General features: G+C 70.8%; 13 protein-coding genes. 6 read left to right on the top strand and 7 right to left on the bottom strand.

Annotated features, from left to right (window positions below; all coding sequences use genetic code 11):
- Nucleotides 1-19: 19 nt before the first annotated feature.
- Both ACFU3E_RS35310 and ACFU3E_RS35305 read right to left on the bottom strand, forming a co-directional pair.
- Entirely contained in the window at nt 20-619 is a 600-nt protein-coding gene (locus ACFU3E_RS35310) for a DUF1003 domain-containing protein (RefSeq protein WP_384167894.1), read from the bottom strand.
- Nucleotides 609-1,892 carry a magnesium transporter MgtE N-terminal domain-containing protein gene (locus ACFU3E_RS35305; protein ID WP_384167891.1) on the bottom strand — a complete coding sequence of 428 codons (1,284 nt, stop codon included), beginning with the start codon at nt 1,890-1,892 and terminating at the stop codon, nt 609-611. Before ACFU3E_RS35305 ends, ACFU3E_RS35310 begins: the two co-directional genes overlap by 11 nt.
- 225 nt (nt 1,893-2,117) lie before the next feature.
- On the opposite strand from ACFU3E_RS35305, the gene ACFU3E_RS35300 reads away from it, so the two are divergent.
- Nucleotides 2,118-2,873, top strand: a complete 756-nt coding sequence (locus ACFU3E_RS35300) for a hypothetical protein (protein ID WP_384167888.1) — start codon at nt 2,118-2,120, stop codon at nt 2,871-2,873.
- 4 nt (nt 2,874-2,877) lie between these two features.
- On the opposite strand, the gene ACFU3E_RS35295 is transcribed toward ACFU3E_RS35300, so the two are convergent.
- Together ACFU3E_RS35295 and ACFU3E_RS35290 are read right to left on the bottom strand one after the other, a co-directional pair.
- Nucleotides 2,878-3,390: a hypothetical protein gene (locus ACFU3E_RS35295; protein WP_384167885.1), complete on the bottom strand. Its 513-nt coding sequence runs from the start codon at nt 3,388-3,390 to the stop codon at nt 2,878-2,880.
- 23 nt (nt 3,391-3,413) lie between these two features.
- On the bottom strand, nt 3,414-4,529 hold the full coding sequence (locus tag ACFU3E_RS35290; RefSeq protein WP_384167882.1) for a magnesium and cobalt transport protein CorA: 1,116 nt from the start codon (nt 4,527-4,529) through the stop codon (nt 3,414-3,416).
- A 455-nt stretch (nt 4,530-4,984) separates the two neighbouring features.
- Between ACFU3E_RS35290 and ACFU3E_RS35285 the strand changes: the two genes are divergently transcribed.
- On the top strand, nt 4,985-5,569 hold the full coding sequence (locus ACFU3E_RS35285) for a suppressor of fused domain protein (protein ID WP_384167879.1): 585 nt from the start codon (nt 4,985-4,987) through the stop codon (nt 5,567-5,569).
- Nucleotides 5,570-5,599: 30 nt separating this feature from the next.
- Here the strand turns inward: ACFU3E_RS35285 and ACFU3E_RS35280 are convergent, their stop codons facing one another.
- The gene (locus ACFU3E_RS35280) at nt 5,600-6,916 is read right to left on the bottom strand and encodes an MFS transporter (RefSeq protein ID WP_384167876.1); all 1,317 of its coding nucleotides are present in this window, start codon (nt 6,914-6,916) and stop codon (nt 5,600-5,602) included.
- Nucleotides 6,917-7,076: 160 nt separating this feature from the next.
- Between ACFU3E_RS35280 and ACFU3E_RS35275 the strand changes: the two genes are divergently transcribed.
- From ACFU3E_RS35275 to ACFU3E_RS35265, 3 genes are all read left to right on the top strand, one after another.
- Nucleotides 7,077-7,718, top strand: coding sequence for a DUF6758 family protein (locus ACFU3E_RS35275; protein WP_384167873.1), 642 nt, complete (start codon nt 7,077-7,079; stop codon nt 7,716-7,718).
- A gap of 117 nt (nt 7,719-7,835) precedes the next feature.
- The gene (locus tag ACFU3E_RS35270; RefSeq protein WP_384167871.1) at nt 7,836-8,696 is read left to right on the top strand and encodes a PHP domain-containing protein; all 861 of its coding nucleotides are present in this window, start codon (nt 7,836-7,838) and stop codon (nt 8,694-8,696) included.
- A gap of 168 nt (nt 8,697-8,864) precedes the next feature.
- Nucleotides 8,865-9,470 carry a MarC family protein gene (locus ACFU3E_RS35265; RefSeq protein WP_033311053.1) on the top strand — a complete coding sequence of 202 codons (606 nt, stop codon included), beginning with the start codon at nt 8,865-8,867 and terminating at the stop codon, nt 9,468-9,470.
- 9 nt (nt 9,471-9,479) lie between these two features.
- Here ACFU3E_RS35265 and ACFU3E_RS35260 read toward each other — a convergent pair whose 3' ends face one another.
- Nucleotides 9,480-11,597, bottom strand: coding sequence for a trypsin-like serine peptidase (locus ACFU3E_RS35260; RefSeq protein ID WP_384167866.1), 2,118 nt, complete (start codon nt 11,595-11,597; stop codon nt 9,480-9,482).
- 133 nt (nt 11,598-11,730) lie between these two features.
- On the bottom strand, nt 11,731-11,883 hold the full coding sequence (locus ACFU3E_RS35255) for a hypothetical protein (protein WP_094057445.1): 153 nt from the start codon (nt 11,881-11,883) through the stop codon (nt 11,731-11,733).
- A gap of 228 nt (nt 11,884-12,111) precedes the next feature.
- On the opposite strand from ACFU3E_RS35255, the gene ACFU3E_RS35250 reads away from it, so the two are divergent.
- The gene (locus ACFU3E_RS35250) at nt 12,112-13,005 is read left to right on the top strand and encodes an NYN domain-containing protein (protein ID WP_384167863.1); all 894 of its coding nucleotides are present in this window, start codon (nt 12,112-12,114) and stop codon (nt 13,003-13,005) included.
- Nucleotides 13,006-13,144: the final 139 nt, after the last annotated feature.

Genomic DNA, 13,144 nt, shown 5'->3' with positions numbered 1-13,144 from the left:
CGGTGCGTAGGAAAGGCTGTCAGCGGTCGTCTGCGTCACGTCCCGGCGACCGTTCCGCCGGGAAGACGACCGAGCCCTGACGGTGGCCGTCGTACCGTTCCTCCAGTTCCTTGACCGTGTCCTGGAGCTCCGAGCGGATCCAGTCGCGGGTCGCGACCTCGCCCAGGCCGATGCGCAGGGCGGCGATCTCACGGGTCAGGTACTCGGTGTCCGCGATCGACCGCTCGTTCTGCTTGCGGTCCTGCTCCAGGTTGACCCGGTCGCGGTCGTCCTGCCGGTTCTGCGCGAGCAGGATCAGCGGGGCGGCGTAGGAGGCCTGAAGCGACAGCATCAGGGTCAGGAAGATGAACGGGTACTCGTCGAAGCGCCAGTCGCGCGGGGCGAGGCTGTTCCAGGCCACCCACAGGATGATGGCGGCCGTCATCCAGACCAGGAACCGTCCGGTGCCGAGGAAGCGTGCGATGCGTTCCGAGAACCGTCCGAAGGCCTCCGGGTCGTACTCGGGCAGGATCCGGTGCCTGGGCACGCCCGGCTGGTCGAGGCGGGTGGTGCGCGGCCGGGAGGCGGCCGTGGCGCCCGTCGGCGTGCGTTCGCGCAGGGTGTCGCGCTCAGGAACCATCGGTCGCCACCTCCTCGTCCAGGTGGAACTCCGTCTCCCGCCAGTCCTCGGGGAGCATGTGGTCGAGTACGTCGTCCACGGTCACCGCGCCCAGCAGCGAGCCGGCCTCGTCGACCACGGGGGCCGCGACCATGTCGTACGTGGCGAAGAAGCCCGCGATGGCCGGCAGCTCCGCCTCGGGGTCCAGGGGCTGCAGGTCGCTGTCCAGGATCGAGCTGACCAGGGAGGGCGGTGGCTCCCGCAGCAGGCGCTGGAAGTGGACGGTGCCCAGGTACTTGCCGGTCGGGGTGTCGTCGGGTGGGCGGCAGACGTAGACCTGGGCCGCCAGTGCGGGGGAGAGGTCGGCGTTGCGGACGCGGGCGAGCGCGTCGGCGACGGTGGCGTCCGGCCGCAGCACGATCGGTTCCGTGGTCATCAGACCGCCCGCCGTGCGGTCCTCGTACGACATCAGGCGCCGCATGTCGGCCGCGTCGCCCGGCTGCATCAGGCGCAACAGCCGCTCCTGGTCGTCCGTGGGCAGCTCGCCGAGGAGGTCGGCCGCGTCGTCCGGGTCCATGGCCTCCAGGACGTCGGCGGCGCGCTCCTCCTTGAGCTTGCCGAGGATCTCGATCTGGTCGTCCTCCGGGAGCTCCTCCAGCACGTCGGCCAGGCGGTCGTCGTCCAGGGCGGCGGCGACCTCGGCCCGGCGCTTGGGGGAGAGGTGATGCAGGACGTTGGCCAGGTCGGCCGGGCGCAGCTGCTCGAACGTGGCGAGGAGGCTCTCCGCGCCCTGTCCCTGCTCCTCCAGGGAGAAGCCGGTCACGGCGGTCCACTCGACGGTCAGCGCCTCGCCCTTGGCACGCCGGAAGGCACTTCCCTTGCGGCCCTTGCGGACGAAGACCCGGTCGATCTCCCACTCCCGGCGGGCCGGCAGCTGATGCACCGACAGGTCGAGGACGGTGACCTCCTCGCCGGTCTCGGTGAGGGTCACGCGCCGGTCCAGCAGCTCCCCGAAGACCAGCCGCTCGGTGGGCCGCTGCTCGAAGCGCCGGACGTTCAGCACGCCGGTGGTGATGACCTGGCCTGACTGGATGGCCGTGACGCGGGTCATGGGCAGGAAGATGCGGCGGCGGGTGGCGAGTTCGACGACGAGGCCGAGCAGTCTCGGCGGCCGCTGCCCCACCCGCAGCATGACGACCAGATCGCGCACCCGCCCCACCTGGTCGCCGGCGGGGTCGAAGACGGCGATGCCGGAGAGGTGCGAGACGAAGATCCGGGGGGCGCCCGCTGCCATGGCCGCGGCTCCTTTTCGTGCGGGGTGGTTCGTGATGCCGTTCTGGGTGGCTGTCTTTGTGCCTGTGTCTACCGAATTGCCCGCTCGGGTGGGCTTCAGGCTAGCCCGTCCCGATCGGCGACGCGTCGGCGGGCGGTCCGGACGGACTGGCTCCGATCTGCCCGCACGACCCCGGTACCCTGCGGTACGCCGTTCAGGTCTCCCGTCAGAGAGGCAGCTCCACCTGTGACTCCGATTCGCCAGAGCCGTGGCCGCAGAGCCGCACACGCGAGCGCGATGTGCGCGCTGCTCGTGACGGGGACGGTGCTCACCGGCTGCGCGGAGGATCCGAACGAGGGCACCAACGGGGTCGGCAGACTCCCCGCCGCCGAGATCCAGGGCAAGACCCGCTCGGCCGCCGAGTCCGCCGGGGCGGTCCGTGTACACGGCAACGTCGTCAGCGGTGGGCGGACCTACGCGCTCGACATGCGGCTGAAGGACGACGGCGGCGACGGTTCGGTCACCTCGAAGGGCGCGACCTTCAAACTGCTGCGCATCGGCGAGCAGCTCTACGTCAAGGCGGACGCCGAGTTCTGGACTCACGGCAGCGGCCAGGGCGGGAGCGGCGAGTCGGACGCGGCGGCAGCCTCCAAGCTCGGCGGCAAGTACGTGAAGGTGCCGCAGGGCGACCCCTCGTACAAGAAGTTCAGTGGTTTCACGGACAAGGGTCTCCTCCTCGACGGTCTGCTGACCCTGCACGGGACGCTCGCGACGGACGGCCACGACGAGGAGGCGGGCGTCCGCACCATCCGCGTCACCGGCGACAAGGGCTCCGGCGGCACCCTGGAGGTCTCCCTCGAGGGCAAGCCGTACCCGCTGCGCCTGGAGCGGGCCGGCGGGGCGGGCACCCTCACGTTCTCCGGCTGGGGTGAGGACTTCTCCCTCAGGAATCCGGAGAAGAACGAGACGGTGGACTACGGCAAGCAGCTGCCGACGTCGTAGGCCGTCAGGTCCGTTTGCGCTTCTTCAGCAGCAGTCGGGGCAACCCCGCCGGGACCGGCCGGCGGGTGAGCGCCGGGGACGGCAGGGGAGGCTCGGACAGGGAGCCGTCGGGCAGCGGCGCCGTCGCCCCGGTCGGCACCAGGCGCAGTACCCGGCACTCACGGGCCCAGCGGCCGGTCATGGCCTCGCCGTCGGGGGCGTTCAGCCGCTTGCCCTTGAGCTCGGCGACCGCCGCGTCCCACGCCTCGGAGCCCGGCGCGAGCTCGGTGACCCGCGCCGTCCAGGTGACCAGCCGGCCGCCCTTGTCCTTGCTGCGGACCGTCACCTTCGCCTCGGCGCCGTCGGCCAGCCCCGGCAGCGGCTGCTCGCCCGGCCCGTCGCCGACCAGGCAGGCGGCACCCTCGTGCCACACGTGCCACAGCGCACGCGCCGGGCCGTCGGGGCCCTGGACCCAGACGAGGCCGGACTTCTTCGTGGCCTCCTCGACGAGGGCCTGGTCGAGCAGCTCGCTTGTCATGGGGCCCAGCCTAACCAGGCTGCTCACAGCCACCCGTTCCGCTTCAGCGTGCGGTGGATGCCCAGACAGACGGCCACCGTGAAGCTCAGGATCACCGGGTACCCGTACCTCCAGTGCAACTCCGGCATGTACGTGAAGTTCATGCCGTACACGCCGCAGACCATGGTCGGCACGGCGATGATCGCGGCCCACGAGGTGATCTTCCGCATGTCCTCGTTCTGGGCGACGGAGGCCTGAGCGAGGTTGGCCTGGAGGATGGAGTTGAGCAGCTCGTCGAAGCCGAGGACCTGCTCCTGGACGCGGGCCAGGTGATCGGCGACGTCCCGGAAGTACTTCTGGATGTCGGGGTCGACCAGCCGCATCGGCCGCTCGCTCAGCAACTGCATGGGCCGCAGCAGCGGCGACACGGCCCGCTTGAACTCCAGCACCTCGCGCTTGAGTTGGTAGATCCGGCCGGCGTCCGAACCGCGCGGCGAGCCCTTGCGCCCCGGGGAGAACACCTCGGTCTCGACCTCGTCGATGTCGTCCTGCACCGCGTCGGCGACGGCGATGTACCCGTCGACGACGTGGTCGGCGATGGCGTGCAGCACGGCCGAGGGGCCCTTGGCGAGCAGCTCGGGGTCGTCCTGGAGTCGGTGCCTGAGGGCTCGCAGGGAGCCCTGCCCGCCGTGCCGGACGGTGATGAAGAAGTCCCGTCCGGTGAAGCACATGACCTCACCGGACTCGACGACCTCGCTGTTGGCGTCGAGCTGGTCGTGCTCGACGTAGTGGATGGTCTTGAAGACCGTGAAGAGGGAGTCGTCGTAGCGCTCCAGCTTGGGCCGCTGGTGGGCCTGGACGGCGTCCTCCACGGCCAGCGGGTGCAGCCCGAACTCACTGGCGATGCCGGAGAATTCGGCCTCCGTCGGCTCGTGCAGGCCGATCCACACGAAGCCCCCGTCGCGGCGCACCAGGCGCACCGCCTCCTGCGGGGTCAGGGCGGTCTCGGTCTCGATACGGCGGCCGTCCCGGTAGACGGCGCAGTCGACGACGGCCGTGGCCGCCCCGGGGCTGCGGGTGGCGTCGTACGTCCCGCCGTCCTTGCGCAGCGACACACGGGACGGACGGACCACTGAGCGCAGGTCGCGGATCATCGACATGGCGGGCTCCTTCGCGGGCAGGCAACGAACGGCGCCGGCGACGGGTGGAACCACCCGGAATGAGGACGTAGTGACTACGGATGTTTGGCACGTCCACAAAGCGGGGAGCACCGCACCGTCGCGGTGGCCGGTTTCGTTACTGATTCAGCTACTGAGGCAGATCAGGCAAAGCGAAACGAAGCGCTCTTCCGCGGTGAAGCGAGTGCGAGAGGTGGCAGCCAGAGAACAGAGCAGCTACATCGGCGGCGCGAAGAGCGTGGTGCTACTGCACGGTCGACTTCGATCCATTGCAGCCCCACCTCCTCCGGCCGGTCCCTCGTAAGGGAGTTCCTTCGGCGTCGGGGCTTGATCGCGACGCTTCTGCGTGCTGCCCCGAACCACCGGGCAAGAGTAGCAGCCGGCACACCTGTCAAGGTGCTGCTTTGCCCGCTACCGACGAGTTCTATGCTCGCCGCATGGCAGATGTTCTTCCTCTGGTCGAAGCCCGCCTGCGCGGCGCGCTGGGCGAACCGGACGCCCGCGCGGCGGTCACCTTCCTGGGCACGGACCGCGTCGAGGTGCTCCGCTTCCAGGAGGGCGGCATCGTCCGCTACGCCTCGCTCGGCATGTCCGCGCACCCCATGACGGACCCCATGGCGGTGGTCGCCGACCCGGTCAAGGGGCCGCGCGCGGAGCTGGTGCTGTCGGTCCGTTCCGGGCTTGCCGACACCGACAAGGTGCTCAGGCCGCTCGCCGTGCTCGCGGCGTCCCCGCAGGTGGAGGGTCTGGTCGTGGCTCCCGGAGCGTCCCTGGACGTCGGTGAGCCGCTGTGGCCGGGCGCTCCGTTCACCTCGGTCCTGGTCGCCGAGCCGGGCGGCCTGGTGGAGGACCTGGAGCTCGACGAGCCCCTCGACCCCGTGCGGTTCCTGCCACTGCTGCCGATGACCCCGAACGAGGCGGCCTGGAAGCGCGTGCACGGGGCTCAGGCGCTGCAGGAGCGGTGGCTGAACCAGGGGACGGACCTCCGGGATCCGTCCCGGAAGTCCGTCCCGCTGGAGTGAGGAAGCTCACCAAACCCTGGCCGTGAGGAGTCAGTTGGCGAAGACGGTGACGCCGTCCTCGGCCGCGTGCTTCGGCTCCAGGTCCTGGGCGGTGGGGGTCCCCCCTGCTCGAGCGGAGTCGAGAGCTTGGGGGAGGGTGAGCGCCTTGCGCCGTACGACGACCACGACCGCGCCCGCGACCGCGGTGACCGCCGCGACCGCGAACGGCATGTGGATGTCGGCCCACTCCTCGATCTTCGGCGCGAAGTACGGAGCGGCGGCCGCCGCGAACCAGCGCACGAAGTTGTAGCCCGCGCTCGCCACCGGCCGGGGCGCGTCCGAGACGCCGAGGGCCAGCTCGGTGTAGACGGTGTTGTTCACGCCGATGAAGGCACCGGACAGGATCGTGCAGACGACGGCGGTGGTGTGGGAGCCGTAGCCGAGCGTCAGTACGTCGGCCGCGAGCAGCACCAGCGAACCGCCGAGCGCCTTCAGCGAACCGAACCGCTTCTGGAGCCGGGGTGCCACGATCACCGAGAAGACGGCGAGCAGCACACCCCAGGCGAAGAACACCGCCCCCGACCGGTACGGGCTCATGTCCAGCACGAACGGCGTGAAGGCCAGCACGGTGAAGAACGTGTAGTTGTAGAAGAACGCCGAGACCGCCGCGGAGGCGAGGCCTGCGTGGCCGAGGGCCCTGACCGGGTCCAGCAGCGAGGTCTTGTGGGCCGGCTTGGGCTGCTCCTTCAGGAACACGGTGATGCACAGGAAGCCGACGGCCATCAGGAACGCCGTGCCGAAGAACGGGTAGCGCCAGCCGGCGTCCCCGAGCAGGGCTCCCAGGAGTGGACCGCAGGCCATGCCGACGCCGAGGGCCGACTCGTACAGCAGGATCGCCGCGGCGCTGCCTCCCGCCCGTCGCCCACCACCACCCTTGCCTGACGCGCTGCGCGCGGCCCCTACTGGATTCGCCGCGCCGACGATGACCGCGAGGGCCGTCGAGACGAACAGCGCGTTGCCGAGGCCCCAGCCGGCCCGGAAGCCGACCAGTTCGCCGACGGATCCGGAGGTGCCCGCGAGTCCGGCGAACACCACGACGAACGCGAGGCCGAGCAGCAGGGTCCTGCGTCCGCCGATCCGGCTGGAGACGAAGCCGGTCACCAGCATCGCCACGGCGGTGATGAGGAAGTGCGACGTGAAGAGCAGGGAGACCTGGCTCGCCGTGGCGTCCAGGCCCCGGGCGATGGACGGCAGGATCGGGTCGACCAGCCCGATGCCCATGAAGGCGACGACCGACGCCCCGGCGGTCGCCCACACGGACTTGGGCTGCTTCAGGAGGCCGCTCGCTCCGGCGTCGAAGGGGTCCATGGGGTGCTCCCTTTCCGGGACGGAGATGGTTGGTGCATGCACACATTAAGTTAGCTAGGCTAATTAATGCCAACTACATCTAAAGTGGGTGGTGAAGGGTTCCGTCCGGATGGGTGATCGTCCTTGACGCGGCGGGGCGGGGGTAGGACCGTGGGGCCCTATGAGGGGCGAACCCAGTTGCCCGAAGTGCGGTGGCCGGGTCAGGGCTCCCGGCCTCTTCTCCGACTCCTGGCAGTGCGATGTGCACGGCACCGTCCATCCGGTGCAGCCCGTGATACCGCCGAGCGTCGACGCCCTCAACGTCGTGGTGCACCGCACCCGGGTGCCGCTGTGGATGCCGTGGCCGTTGCCGGTGGGATGGCTGTTCACGGGAGTGGCCTGCGCGGGGGACGACCGCACGGGCGGCCGTGCGACCGCCGTCGCCTGTACCGGGCCCGGGCCGCTCGGCGGGATGGGCGAGCTGATCCTGGTGGCCGAGGAGCTCGGAGTAGGGCTCGGGGCGCGGTACGCGGGCATGGACGGCCCCGACCCTGGACCGCACATGAACGTCGAGAAGCCGCCGCAGGCGAAGGTGCTGGCCGCGGGGCGCCCCACGCCCCTGTGGCATGTGGCCGGGGCCCCGGAGGACCGTGCCGTGTTCGCCGGGGAGGCGCTCGGGATGTGGCTGTGGGCGGTCGTGTGGCCCGAGCAGTCCGGGTTGCTGATGTACGACGAACTGGTGCTGACGGATCTGCGGGACGCGGGCGCCGAGGTCGAACTGGTGCCGTGCGGCGCGCTCTCGCCGCGCTTGCTGGGGCCCTGAGGGGGTGCAGGGGGCGGTGTAGGGGGCGCTTGCCGCGTTCGGGTGTGACATGGGGTGCCGAAAAGCTGGTTATCCTTGAGCAGTCCTGTCGTCCCGCCCGTGTCTGGAGTCCGTGTCGTGCGTATCGACCTGCACACCCACTCCACCGCTTCCGACGGGACGGACTCGCCCGCCGAGCTGGTGCGCAAGGCCGCTGTGGCCGGGCTGGACGTCGTCGCACTCACCGATCACGACACCACCCGCGGGCATGCCGAGGCGATCGCCGCGCTGCCCGGGGGAGTCACGCTGGTCACCGGGGCCGAGCTCTCCTGCCGGATCGACGGGGTCAGCATGCACATGCTGGCCTACCTCTTCGACAGCGAGGAGCCGGCGCTCCTCGCCGAGCGGGAGCTGGTCCGGGACGACCGGGTACCGCGCGCCCAGGGCATGGTCGCCAAACTCCAGGAGCTCGGCGTGCCCGTGACGTGGGAGCAGGTGGCGCGGATCGCCGGTGACGGCTCCGTCGGGCGCCCGCACGTGGCGAGCGCGCTGGTCGAGCTGGGCGTGGTGCCGACCGTGAACGACGCCTTCACACAGGACTGGCTGGCCGACGGCGGCCGGGCCTTCGTGGAGAAGCACGAGACCGACCCCTTCGAGGCGATCCGGCTGATCAAGGGCGCGGGCGGGGTCGCGGTGTTCGCGCACCCCGGGGCGAGCAAGCGGGGACTCACGGTGCCGGAGTCCGCCATCGCCGAGATGGCCGCGGCCGGACTGGACGGCCTCGAGGTCGACCACATGGACCACGACGCGGACACACGGGCGCGGCTGCGGGGGCTGGCGAAGGAGCTCGGGCTCCTCGTGACCGGCTCGTCGGACTACCACGGCAGCAGGAAGACGTGCGTGCTCGGCGAGTACACGACGGATCCAGAGGTGTACGGGGAGATCACGCGGCGAGCCTTCGGGGCGTTTCCCGTGCCGGGGGCCGGCGGAGCCGTCTGAGGCTTCTCCCCCTGCAGGTCCTTCAGGCCCCTTCCCCCTCTTTCTCACTCGGCGCTGCCCGCTGCGCCCACCCTCCCCCAGGCTCCCAACTGCGTTCGAGCAGGGCGGTGCCCCATCGCCGTGGGGAACGGGTGGGCACGGGAGCCGCCCCCTGCGCAAGGCTCACTCATGTTCGACGTCGCCGTCTTCGGCTCCCTGTTCCTGACCCTCTTCGTCATCATGGATCCCCCGGGGATCACCCCGATCTTCCTGGCGCTCACCGCCGGCCGGCCCGGCAAGGTGCAGAAGCGGATGGCCTTCCAGGCCGTCTGTGTCGCCGGTGGTGTGATCACCGTGTTCGGGCTCCTCGGGCACCAGATCCTGAACTACCTGCACGTGTCCGTGCCCGCGCTGATGATCGCGGGTGGTCTGCTGCTTCTGCTGATCGCGCTGGATCTGCTCACCGGCAAGACCGACGAACCGAAGCAGACCAAGGACGTCAACGTCGCCCTCGTACCGCTGGGCATGCCGCTGCTGGCCGGGCCCGGGGCGATCGTGTCGGTCATCCTCGCCGTGCAGAAGGCACACAGCGTCGCCACGCAGGTGTCCGTGTGGGCGGCCATCCTCGCCATCCATGTCGTGCTGTGGCTGGTGATGCGCTACTCGCTGGTGATCATCAGGATCATCAAGGACGGCGGCGTGGTCCTGGTGACCCGCCTCGCCGGCATGATGCTCTCCGCGATCGCCGTGCAGCAGATCATCAACGGCGTCACGCAGGTGATCCAGGGGAGCTGAGGACCCGCGTCAGGCCTGGAGGGACAGGACGCTGCGGATCTCCCGGGCCGGTCCCGGGTGACCGAGGTACTCGTCGATCCTGTGCGCGCGATCGCGGCCGTTGGGGACGGCCAGCTGGGTGAGCTTCCCCCACCGCTCGTCCTCCAGGGGGCAGCCGATGGCCACCGCGTCGGTGGGGCACCAGACGTTCACCCAGTCACGCACCCCGGGCGGCTGGTGCGGGCCGCGGGCGAGAAGCCGCTCGTTGACGCCGTCCAGGCCGAGCGGGCTGCCCACGGTGACCAGCAGGACGGGGTCGAGGCCGTCGGGGAGCCGGGCCAGGAGGTCCATGCCCACGACCGTGCCCAGACTGTGCGTGACCAGCACCAGCTCGCCGCTGGTCGGCATCGTCTCCATGACGCTGTCCAGCACCGCCTGCCGCACAGCGCCGTCGCCGAGGTACAGGTCGACGTCCCGCAGGAACGTGGCGATGGTCCACTCGTCCAGGTCGGACCTGGCGGCCAGCCAGCTCAGCGGCCGGTGCAGCGCCCCGACCAGGCCCGCGCCGAAGCCCTCCGTGGTCGCCGGCCCGTTCTGGGGCATGCCGGCCCGGGCGGCCGCCTCGTGGAGCAGCCGCTCGTAGGAGCCCGTGGGCGACTGCGCGGCGAACACCTCGGCGGCAGCGGCGGCGCTCACCCGGTCGAGGCCGATGGACTCGGCCGTGCTCTCCCGGCCGCTCACCAGGTCGTGCAGTCTCGTGCCGTAGAACGGGAACCACACGTCCTCCGGGTCGAGCGGGGGCAGCGCCGCGAGGGTGAGCCCGCGGTTCAGGCCGGCCGTCCAGGTCCGGCGGAGATCGTCGGGGCAGTCGTCCTGCTGGTCACGGCCGTGCAGGAAGACCAGGTGCTGACGGCCCCCGAAGGCGGTGCCGCGGGCCCGGAGCCCGACCTGGGGCCCTCGGGCCGCGGTCTCGCTCCCGGCCATGGGGGCCGCCGGAATCGGGACCGCGGAGACCGACGGGGTCGTGACACCCGGTACCGCCGCCGTCGGCCTCTCGGGCTGTACCCCGGCGACCGGAGACGGGAGGGTCGGTGCGGTGGCCATGGCCCGGTCCAGGCCGGCGTCCGGGCCCATCTCCGCCAGCAGGGCACGCCGCTCCGGGCCGAGGTCCAGGCCGGCCAGGTGCTTGAGGATCGAGCTGATCCGGACGCCCTCGTTGGCGACCCACTCGATGGCGTCGTCGCCGTCGCCCTGCTGCCAGGGCCGGCCGTCCTTGCGCAGGACGCGGCCCTGGCCGTCCTTCTTCGGCACGCCACTGTGGTGCAGCGCCACGACCTCCCACTGGTCGTTGAAGACGGGGGAGCCGGAGTTCCCCGGTTCCGTGTCGGTCGTGTAGTGGACGAAGTCGTCGAGGCGCACCAGCACCGCGTTGTCGCGCAGCGCGATCTCCTTCAGCCGCCCCTGCGGATGGCCGATGATGTTCACCTTCTCGCCGAGCACCAGCTTGCCGATCTGCACGCTCAGCCGGTTCCAGCCGAAGATCTCGCCCGGAGGAGGGCCGTCCGGGGCGGGGGCGACCGCCACGAGGGCGAAGTCGAGCCGCCGGTCCGCCGCGAAGAAGGTCCCGGGGTCGAGCTCCATCCGGACGACGGTGTCGGGCAGGTTGTCGGCCGTGACCTGGGCGTTGAACTCCGCGAAGCAGCGGCGGGCGAAACTCTCGTCGGGCAGGACGTGGTGGTTGGTCATCATCAGCCGCGGCGAGACCATGAAGCCGGTGCCGTGCGGCAGCTCCCGGCCGTCGCGCCGCAGCGTGATCCGGGCGACCGTGGCCCCGGCCCTGACCCCGCGCGGCAGGAAGCTCCAGGCCTGGAGCTCGTTGGACAGGTCGATGATCCGCTCGTTGGCGTCGGGCAGGTCCATGGCTTCGCGGTGGATGTCCGCCACCACCGCCGAGGGCGACAGGCCGCCCCGGTCGAGGATCCGGTCTGCGCGCACGGCGAGTGCGTCCGGGGAGTCAGGGAACCGCACGCCGGCCGCCAGCCGGCCCTCCACCCGCTCGCGCTCCCGGGCGGAATCCTCGTAGCGCCGCGCGGCCTCGTCGGCGGCCTGCTCGTGCAGCTCCCTGTGCCGGGGGTCCGTCACCGACATGATCCACCGTCCTGTTCTGGTTGGCGCTGTGCTCCTCAGCCAGTACGCCCCCGACCAGGCAGGTCCGCAACAGCAGAGCCCCCGCACGGCCGATGCCGGGCGGGGGCTGCGAAGTGTGGGAGAGCTGCGCGCGTTATGAGGCCGTGGTCTCGGCCGGGCGGATCCACAGGCGCTGCCCGATGGCGGCCGCCTGCTGAACGATGCGATTGACGGAGGCGGCGTCCACGACGGTCGTGTCCACAGGTGTGCCGTCGACGTCGTCGAGTCGCATGATTTCGAAGCGCAAGGGCTTCTCCCTTCGTCTGGTCATCCTCCTGAGGAGAACTACTTGGGTGTGCGGCCCACCGGGCTCGGTGCCCGGTGTTCCGTATGGGTCAACAGGGATGCATGAGTCAAACATTCCCTACGCTAAGGAAATTTTTCGAACTGCTAATTACCGAGCCGTAAGAGTGTCGTTACGGGACCGACCGGGACCGGTTGTGTTCGCAGCGTGACCGCCGGGACAATAGACGTGATGAACGACGACCTCGCGGCCCTCAGCGCCCGCATCGACCGCACCAACGAGCTGCTCCAGCGCATGCTCGCCGAGGTGGCGAAGACGCCCTCGACCCATGCGATCTTCGTCGATGCCGGGTATTTGTACGCGGCCGCGGGCCGCCTGGTCGCCGGCACGGAGGACCGCCGCGCGTTCGACCTCGACGCCGAGGGCCTGATCGACGCGCTCATCGACAAGACCCGCACGATCTTCGCGGACAGCAGGCTGCTGCGGGTCTACTGGTACGACGGCGCCCGGCGCCGCATCCACACGGCCGAGCAGCAGACCATCGCGGAACTGCCGGACGTCAAGGTGCGGCTCGGCAACCTCAACGCCAACAACCAGCAGAAGGGCGTCGACTCCCTCATCCGCTCCGACCTGGAGTCCCTCGCCCGGCACCGCGCCATCAGCGACGCGGCCCTGCTCGGCGGCGACGAGGACCTGGTCTCGGCGGTGGAGGCGGCCCAGGGGTACGGCGCCCGGGTCCACCTCTGGGGCATCGAGGCACCGGAGGGCCGCAACCAGGCGGAGCCCCTCCTGTGGGAGGTCGACAGTCAGCGCACCTTCGACCTCGACTTCTTCAAGCCGTACGTCTCCCGCCGCACGGCCCCCGCCTACGAGACGGCCGCGGACCGGCCCACCCGCGAGGACGTGCGGTTCGTGGGCGCGCAGATCGCCGCGAAGTGGCTGGCGGCACGCGGCCGGGACACGCTGGTCGAGCTGCTGCCCGGGCACCCGTACCTGCCCGGCTCGGTGGACCAGGACCTGCTCGTGGAGGCGGAGGGCCTCCTGCAGTACTCGCTGCGCGGCCAGGCGGACCTGCGGCGGTCGCTGCGGGACGGTTTCTGGGATCACCTGCGGACGCAGTACTAGGCCGAACCCCGGTGCCGTCCCTGGGATTCGGCGCGGTGCTGGTGCGTGTGGTGCCGTCCCGCGGCCGATTCGAGCCGTCCAGGTCACTAGTAGTGCTTGGTCAGGTCGGTTGTGGTGGTGCGTGTCTTCTTGGCTCGGT

It is taken from the genome of Streptomyces sp. NPDC057424, from assembly GCF_042803315.1.
Classification (GTDB): domain Bacteria; phylum Actinomycetota; class Actinomycetes; order Streptomycetales; family Streptomycetaceae; genus Streptomyces.
The sequence above is the reverse complement of the archived record's forward strand: the minus strand, read 5'-3'. Positions and strand labels throughout refer to the sequence as shown.